The sequence below is a fragment of the Deltaproteobacteria bacterium PRO3 genome (assembly GCA_030263375.1).
GTDB lineage: Bacteria > UBA10199 > UBA10199 > DSSB01 > DSSB01 > DSSB01.
Genome location: SZOV01000126.1, coordinates 1 through 7,277 on the forward strand (window position 1 = coordinate 1; position 7,277 = coordinate 7,277).

The window sequence follows — 7,277 nt, forward strand, 5'->3', positions numbered from 1 at the left end:
CACCGAGGAGACGCTCGCCTTGGGCGCGCGACGCTTTCGCGAGCGCGCCGACGACCTGGGCCTTCCGAAGGGGGAGCGCGAACCCTTCACCGACGCCCTCAAGCACCGCATGGCGCCGCCCGCCCTCGAGACCTACCTGCCCCTGTTCTACGAAAAGACCGCGACCCTCTTCGACTACCTGCCGGCCGGCGCGACGGCGGTGTGGGTGGAGCCCGAGCTGGGGCGCGCCCAATTCGAGGAGCTGCACAAAGAGGCCGCGGCCGCGCGCGCGGCCAGCCACACCACCGAGCGGGTGGTCGCCCCCGAGGAGCTCTTCGTGGCGTGGAACGAGGTCGAAGCGGCGCTCGAGGCCCGCAAGGCCTGGACCTACACCGAGTTGAGCGCCGGTCCCGAGGTGGTCCGCTTCGCCACGCGCGGCCATGAGGAGTTGAGCGCCCTGCTCAAGCACGCCCACTTGAGCGAGGAGATGCTGAAGCCGCTGATCGACCGGCTCAAGGCTTGGCTTCGCAGCGGGACCCGAATACTGATGGCGGCGGGCACGCACTCCCAGCGCCTGCGCCTCCAGGACCTGTTGGAGCGCGCCGAGCTGAGGCTGCGCGATCTGCCGGGCGGCTTCCCCGAATTCCAGGATCTGAAGGAACAAGCCCCGACGATTTATGTCTGCGAGGGGCACCTCTCGCGGGGCTTCCTGTGGGAAGGCGAGGGCCTGGCGCTGCTCACCGACCAGGAGATCTTCGGCGAGAAGCAGCGCCGCCGGAAGGCGGAGCCGCGCAAGGCCGAGGCCTTTACCACCTTCGAGGAGCTGAGCGAGGGCGACTACATCATCCACGAGCAGCACGGGCTGGGCGTCTACCGCGGCCTGCAGACGCTCAACCTCGACGGACATCCCAACGATTTTCTCCTCTTGGAGTACCTGGGCAACGACAAGCTCTATCTCCCGGTCTACCGCCTCAACCTGGTCAGCCGCTACGCGGCCCAGGAGGGCCACATCCCGCGCTTGGACAAGCTGGGCGCGGGCCACTGGGAGAAGAGCAAGACCAAGGTGCGCAAGGCCCTGCGGGCTATGGCCGGCGAGCTGCTCCAGCTCTACGCCGAGCGGGCCAGCCTGCGCGGCCACGCCTTCAGCCCGGGCGGGGTGCTCTACGAGGAGTTCGAGGCGACCTTCCCCTTCGAGGAGACCCCCGACCAGCTGCGCGCGATCCGCGAGGTCAACCAGGACATGGATGCGGAGCGCCCGATGGACCGCCTGATCTGCGGCGACGTCGGCTTCGGCAAGACCGAGGTCGCGATGCGCGCCGCCTTCCGCGCCCTGCTCGACAACAAGCAGGTGGCTCTCCTGGTGCCCACGACGGTCCTCGCCCTGCAGCACGAGCGGAACTTTCGGGCGCGCTTCCAGAACTTTCCGGCGACGATCGAGATGCTCTCGCGGATGGTGCGGCCGAAGCAATACCAGGACGTCGTCGAGCGTCTCGCCAAGGGTAAGGTGGACATCGTGATCGGGACGCACTCTCTCTTGGGTAAGGAGATCCGCTTCAAGGACTTGGGACTAGTCATCGTCGACGAGGAGCACCGCTTTGGCGTCGCGCAAAAAGAAAAGATTAAGAAATTTAAAAAGCTGGCCGACGTGCTGACCCTGACCGCGACGCCCATCCCGCGCACGCTCAACATGTCGCTCTCCGGGATCCGCGACCTCTCGGTCATCGCCACGCCTCCCGTCGATCGCCTCTCGATCCAGACCTTCGTCGCGCCTTACAACGAGCAGCTGATCCGCGAGGCGATCCTGCGCGAGCTCTCGCGCGGCGGGCAGGTCTACTTCATCCACAACCGGGTTCAGGACATCCTCGACGTGAAGAAACGGCTGGTCGACTTGGTGCCCGAGGCGAAGGTCGAGGTCGGCCACGGGCAAATGGAGGAGGGGAAGCTCGAGGAGGTCATGATCCGCTTCGTCAACCGCGAGTTCAACGTCTTCCTCTCGACGACCATCGTCGAGTCGGGACTCGACATCCCCTCGGCCAACACGATGATCGTCAACCGCGCCGACACCTTCGGCTTGGCCCAGCTCTACCAGTTGCGGGGCCGCATCGGGCGCTCCAACCTGCGGGCCTACGCCTACTTGATGATCCCCGGGCAAGAGGCGATCACGCCGCGGGCCCGCGCCCGGCTGGCGGTCTTGCAGCGCTACACGGATCTGGGCTCGGGATTCAAGATCGCCGCCCACGACCTCGAGATCCGCGGCTCCGGCAACCTGCTGGGCCCCGAGCAGTCGGGCCACATCGCGGCGGTGGGCTATGAGCTTTACACGCGCCTCTTGGAAGAGGCGATCATGGACGTCAAGGGCGAGGTGCGGCGCGAGGCCCCGGATCCGGAGCTGCAGCTCAAGCTCTCCGCGGCGATCCCCGAGGACTACATCCCCGAGACGACGATGCGCCTCACCCTCTATAAGCGCCTGGCCAGCGTCGCCGACGAGGCCGAGCTGGACGCCCTGGCCGAGGAGATCCACGACCGCTTCGGCAAGTTGCCCGAGGCTCTGCAAAATCTGATCGTCGTCATGCGGGTCAAGGCCCTGGCGCGGCGCGCCTGGGTGCGGATGCTGCGGCTGGAGGCCCGGCGCGCCGTCTTCACCTTCGACCCCAATTCCCCGGTCCAGGTGGAGGATTTGACCAAGACCATCGCCCGCGAGCCCGAGCGCTTCCGCTGGCTGGCGCCGCAGGAGCTGGCGATGAACTTCAAGCCCGGCAAGGAGGGCGCGGCCATTGAGTCGATCCAGAAGTTTTTGGCGGGGTTGAGGGTGGAGGGGTAATGATTGCTCGAAAAGGGGACTCTCTGGTAGGCACGGGACATGGCTAGAAGATGCCTCATCGTCGTCGTGACCCTGGTTTTTTCCGCCTGCGCCCGCTTCGACGCCGATCAGACCGTCGCCACCGTCGATGGCGCCGGCATCCCCGCCCGCGAGCTGCAACAGGCCATCCGCCGCGAGAAAGAGAAATTCCCCCCCGAGAAGCTCAACTCCCGCTCCGAGTTCCTGAAGGTCAAGGAAAAGGTCTTGAACGAGCTGATCGACCGCAAGCTCCTCCTCAAGGAGGCCACCGCCCAGGGCACCTTCATCAGCGAAGAGGAGTTCCAGGACGAGCTGCTCAAGTACAAGAGCAGCTACACCGAGGCCACCTTCCAAAAGATGCTCGAGGAACGGGGGGTCTCTAACGAGGAGTGGCTCAAGCTGAGGCGCGAGAGCTTCATCGTCGCCAAGTTCTTGGCCAACTCCGGGACCGAGGCCCAGGAGGTCACCGAGGAGGCGGTCAAAAAGTATTACGAAGAACACCTCGAGGAGTTCAAGGTCCCCGAGTCCGTCCGGGTCCGCCAGATCGTCACCGACACCAAGGAAAAGGCCGAATCCATCCTGAGACGTCTCCGGCAGGGCGAGAACTTCGCCAAGCTCGCGAAAGACTTGAGCCTTTCCCCCGACCGCCGGGAGGGGGGCGACTTGGGCTTCATTCCCCGAGGCAGCTTTCCGCGGGAATTCGAGGTCTGTTTCACGATGAATCCGGGGGAAATTTCCCCGATTATTCCCAGTCTTTACGGATTCCACCTCTTTAAGGTAATAGAGAAGGCCCCCGGCCGGACCCAGGACCTGACCGAGGTGAGCAACAAGATTTTCCTGCAACTTAAACAGCGGGCCCGCGAACAATATCTCAAATCCCTTTTGGAAAGGCTGCGTTCCCAGGCCAAGATCGAGATCCACCGGGACGTTTTGGAGAGGATGACCTTATGAAGAAAAGCACCGCCGTATTTTTGACCGCCCTGACCCTGGCCGCCCTCTCGCCCCGGGTCCAGGCCGAGGTCGTCGACCGGGTCGTCGCCGTGGTCAACGACGAGCCCATCACCCTCTACGAGGTCGACAAGCTGATGGCCGCCAACCTCGAGGAGATCAAGAAGGCCGAGGGCAAGGGGATGAAGCAGGAGAAGTTCCAGTCCTACCGCAGCCAGGCCCTCGAGAAGCTGATCGCGGACAAGCTTTTGGACCAGCAGATGGAGCAGATGAAGCTGCAGGTCACCGACGACGACGTGCAGAAGGCCCTGGGCAACATCATGCAACGCAACAGCATGACCAAGGAGCAGCTGGTCCAACAGCTCAATCAGAAGGGAATGACCTTCGACCAGTACCTGGCCGACCTGCGGGTCCAACTCAAGAAGGTCAAGTTCATGGGGGCGGTGATCGCGCCCCGGGTCAAGGTGACCGACGCCGACTTGGACGAATTCTTCGCCGACAACAGCGACAAGTTCGCCAACTTCCAAAGCGTCCAGATGGCCCAGGTCATCGTGCCCTTGGCGCCCGTCGCCGGCGACGCCGAGCTTGTCGCCGCCCAAGCGAAGGCCCAAGAGGTCTACCAAAAGGCGAAGGGCGGCTCCAACTTCGAGGATTTGGGCAAAAAATATTCCGTCAACGCCCAGACCGCCGTGCCGGCGGTCTACCAGGTCAACCAGCTGGCGCCGCAGATCGCCGAGGTCCTTTCGGGGCTGAAGCCGGGCGAGGTCGGGCAGCCGGTGCGCGCCGAGATGGGCATCCACGTCATCAAGCTCATCGAACGCAAGACCCTGGCCGGCGACGAGTACCAGGCGGTGCGCGAGCAGATCCGCGAAAAGGTCTTCGAGCTCAAGGTCCAGGAAGAGCTCGAAAAATACGTCGGCGAGCTCAAGAGCAAGAATTTCGTTCAGATCAAGAATTTCTCTTAACAGAACGGGTCGGCGAAATGCTGCGTATCGGAATAACCATGGGCGACCCCCTGGGGATCGGCGCCGAGATCATCCTCAAGGCCCTGCCGAAATTCCGAGCCGGTCTCGCCTTCAAGGTCTTCGGCGATCCTGAACTGCTGCCCGGGCTTGAGCCCGGCGAGCTGCAGCCCGTCGCGGTCTCCAAATCCGAAAAAAGATACACCCCGCGCGAGGCCGGGCAGGCCTCGGTCGCCTACCTCGAGCGCGCGATGCAGGCCTGGCGCGCCGGCGAGATCGATGCCCTGGTGACCGCGCCGATCTCGAAGACCCACGTCCAGGCGGCGGGCTTTCCCTTCCCTGGGCACACCGAGTACCTGGCCGCTCAAACCCAGACCGAAAAATTCGTCATGATGATGGCCGGGCCCCGCCTGCGCGTGAGCCTGGTGACGATCCACGAGCCCTTGAGTCGCGTCCCCGCGCTGCTGACGCGCGAGAAGATCCTCGACACCGTCGAGGTTACCTACCGCGCCCTGCGGGAACGCTTTCGCCTCCGCGAGCCGAGGCTCGCGGTCTGCGGCCTCAATCCGCACGCGGGAGAGAACGGCCTGCTGGGCCGCGAGGAGATGGAGATCCTCGTCCCCGCCCTCGCCGAGGCGGCGCGGCGCGGCTTTCCCTGCGCCGGCCCCAAGGTTCCCGATGCGGTCTTCCACGAGGCCTACGAGGGAAAATGGGACGCCGTGGTCTGCATGTACCACGACCAGGGCCTGATCCCCTTCAAGATGATCCATTTTCAGGACGGCGTGAACGTCACCCTCGGCCTACCGCTCGTCCGGACCAGCCCCGACCACGGCACGGCCTTCGACATCGCGGGGCAAGGGGTCGCGGACAGCGGCTCGATGGAGGCGGCGATCCGCCTGGCCGCCGAGCTGGCCCGAAAGGAGCCCTCATGAAGCGCCTCGTCGTCGGCATCTCCGGATCCAGCGCCCCCATCCTGGGCGTGCGACTGCTCGAGGTCCTGAAGGGCACCCCCGAGGTCGAGACCCACCTGGTGCTCAGCGACACGGTGGCGCAGACCCTGGCCTTCGAGGCCCCCGACTGGAGCCTCGATCAAGTCAAGGCGCTGGCCGACCGCCATTATCCCAATAACCAAATCGCCGCGGCGATCGCGAGCGGCTCCTTCCCGGTCGACGCGATGGTGGTGATCCCCTGCAGCATGCGGACCCTGGCCGCCGTAGCCACCGGCCTAAGCGACAACCTGCTCACCCGCGCGGCCGACGTGACCCTCAAAGAGCGGCGCCCGCTGATTTTGGTCGCCCGCGAGACGCCGCTGCACTTAGGCCACCTGCGCAACATGGCCGCCGTCACCGAGATGGGCGGCATCGTCGTGCCGCCGGTGATGGCCTTTTACCACCAACCCAAGACCGTCCAGGACCTGATCGACCACACGGTCGGCAAGGTCCTCGACCTGTTGAAGATCCCCCATGCGCTCTTCCACCGCTGGCAAGGCCCGAACACCTAAGACCGAAGGGGAGTCCTTCGCCGAGAAGGTCCTCGCCGTCGTCGCCAAGATCCCCCGCGGCAAGGTCCTGACCTACGGGCAGGTGGCGACCCTGGTCGGCTCGCCGCGCGCCGCACGGATCGTGGGCGGCGTCTTGTTCCGCCTGGGTCCCGAAAGCCGCCTGCCCTGGCAGCGGGTGATCAACGCCCAGGGCAAGCTGTCGACCTACCGGGTCGGCAGCGGCCCGGAGCAGCGCCGCCGGCTCGAGGCGGAGGGATTGAAATTCAACCGGGAGGGCGCCGTCGACCTGAAGCGCCACCAGTGGTGGCCCCCCGAGCGCCTGCTCAAGGCCTGGGAGCTGGACGAGGACCTCGTCGCTTCGATCCATCGGCGCTTCGGTTGGTAGGATTTTTTTTTACTGGCAACTTCCCGCCGCACCGGACGATCAGCTTCCGTCTAACTCCTTAGAATGGATGAGGTTTCAATTGGAACTGGGTGAGCGAAATCCCGCATGGGGGCGGTGGTTGGACCCTTCCGCGCGCGCGGAGTGGGAGTCCCTTAGCCGCGAGACTATTCCCGAGCTCTTCTACGAGGCCGCCTTGGCCTTTGCCGCGCGCCAGGAAGCCGCGCAGCGCCTGGAGACCGCCCTCGAGGTCTATGCGCGCTTGGTCCGCGAGGCGGAGGCCTTTCCCGGAATTCAAAGCAGGGCCCAGGCGAGGCTCGATGCCATCGAGGGCCGCGGGCCCGGCTCACCGCGCGCCGAGTTTCTGCTGCGCCGCCTGGCCCAGGAGGCCTCCGAACCGACGGCCCTCTTCGCGATGGGCGCGGCCGGAGCGGCCTTTCGCCTCACGCGCCTGGCCGCCTTGAGCCGCTTGAGCGCGGCCCCCGCGGCGAATTTTCTGACGCGCGGCTTCGGCGCGCGGGCGATTTCGGGCCTGGCGGGCTTCGCTGTCGAGGCGCCGACCTTCACCCTGGCCGGGAGGCTGGCGGGCGCCGCGCTCGGCCGCGAGCAGGATTGGAGCCTGCCCGTCCTGGGGCGGGACTTGGCCTCGAGTTTTTTGGTCCTGGG

General features: G+C 65.5%; 7 protein-coding genes. All 7 read left to right on the forward strand.

Annotated elements, in window-relative coordinates; genetic code table 11:
- Positions 1-2,800: transcription-repair coupling factor (gene mfd, locus FBR05_13860; GenBank protein ID MDL1873261.1), on the forward strand; the 2,800-nt coding region annotated here is incomplete at its 5' end.
- 39 nt (positions 2,801-2,839) lie between these two features.
- Positions 2,840-3,769, forward strand: a complete 930-nt coding sequence (locus FBR05_13865; GenBank protein ID MDL1873262.1) for a hypothetical protein — start codon at positions 2,840-2,842, stop codon at positions 3,767-3,769.
- On the forward strand, positions 3,766-4,731 hold the full coding sequence (locus tag FBR05_13870) for a hypothetical protein (GenBank protein ID MDL1873263.1): 966 nt from the start codon (positions 3,766-3,768) through the stop codon (positions 4,729-4,731). Before FBR05_13865 ends, FBR05_13870 begins: the two co-directional genes overlap by 4 nt.
- A gap of 17 nt (positions 4,732-4,748) precedes the next feature.
- On the forward strand, positions 4,749-5,660 hold the full coding sequence (gene pdxA / locus FBR05_13875) for a 4-hydroxythreonine-4-phosphate dehydrogenase PdxA (protein MDL1873264.1): 912 nt from the start codon (positions 4,749-4,751) through the stop codon (positions 5,658-5,660).
- Complete coding sequence (locus tag FBR05_13880; protein MDL1873265.1) at positions 5,657-6,229, forward strand: UbiX family flavin prenyltransferase; 573 nt, start codon at positions 5,657-5,659, stop codon at positions 6,227-6,229. The genes pdxA and FBR05_13880 overlap by 4 nt, the downstream gene beginning before the upstream one ends.
- The gene (locus FBR05_13885; protein MDL1873266.1) at positions 6,192-6,614 is read left to right on the forward strand and encodes an MGMT family protein; all 423 of its coding nucleotides are present in this window, start codon (positions 6,192-6,194) and stop codon (positions 6,612-6,614) included. The genes FBR05_13880 and FBR05_13885 overlap by 38 nt, the downstream gene beginning before the upstream one ends.
- Positions 6,615-6,732: 118 nt before the next feature.
- Positions 6,733-7,277, forward strand: a 545-nt coding sequence (locus FBR05_13890; protein ID MDL1873267.1) for a hypothetical protein, incomplete at its 3' end; no start/stop codon positions are given.

Coding starts and splice junctions, on each gene's coding strand:
- FBR05_13865 (MDL1873262.1), top strand. CDS start 2,840: ATGGCTAGAAGATGCCTCATCGTCGTCGTGACCCTGGTTTTTTCCGCC.
- FBR05_13870 (MDL1873263.1), top strand. CDS start 3,766: ATGAAGAAAAGCACCGCCGTATTTTTGACCGCCCTGACCCTGGCCGCC.
- pdxA (MDL1873264.1), top strand. CDS start 4,749: ATGCTGCGTATCGGAATAACCATGGGCGACCCCCTGGGGATCGGCGCC.
- FBR05_13880 (MDL1873265.1), top strand. CDS start 5,657: ATGAAGCGCCTCGTCGTCGGCATCTCCGGATCCAGCGCCCCCATCCTG.
- FBR05_13885 (MDL1873266.1), top strand. CDS start 6,192: ATGCGCTCTTCCACCGCTGGCAAGGCCCGAACACCTAAGACCGAAGGG.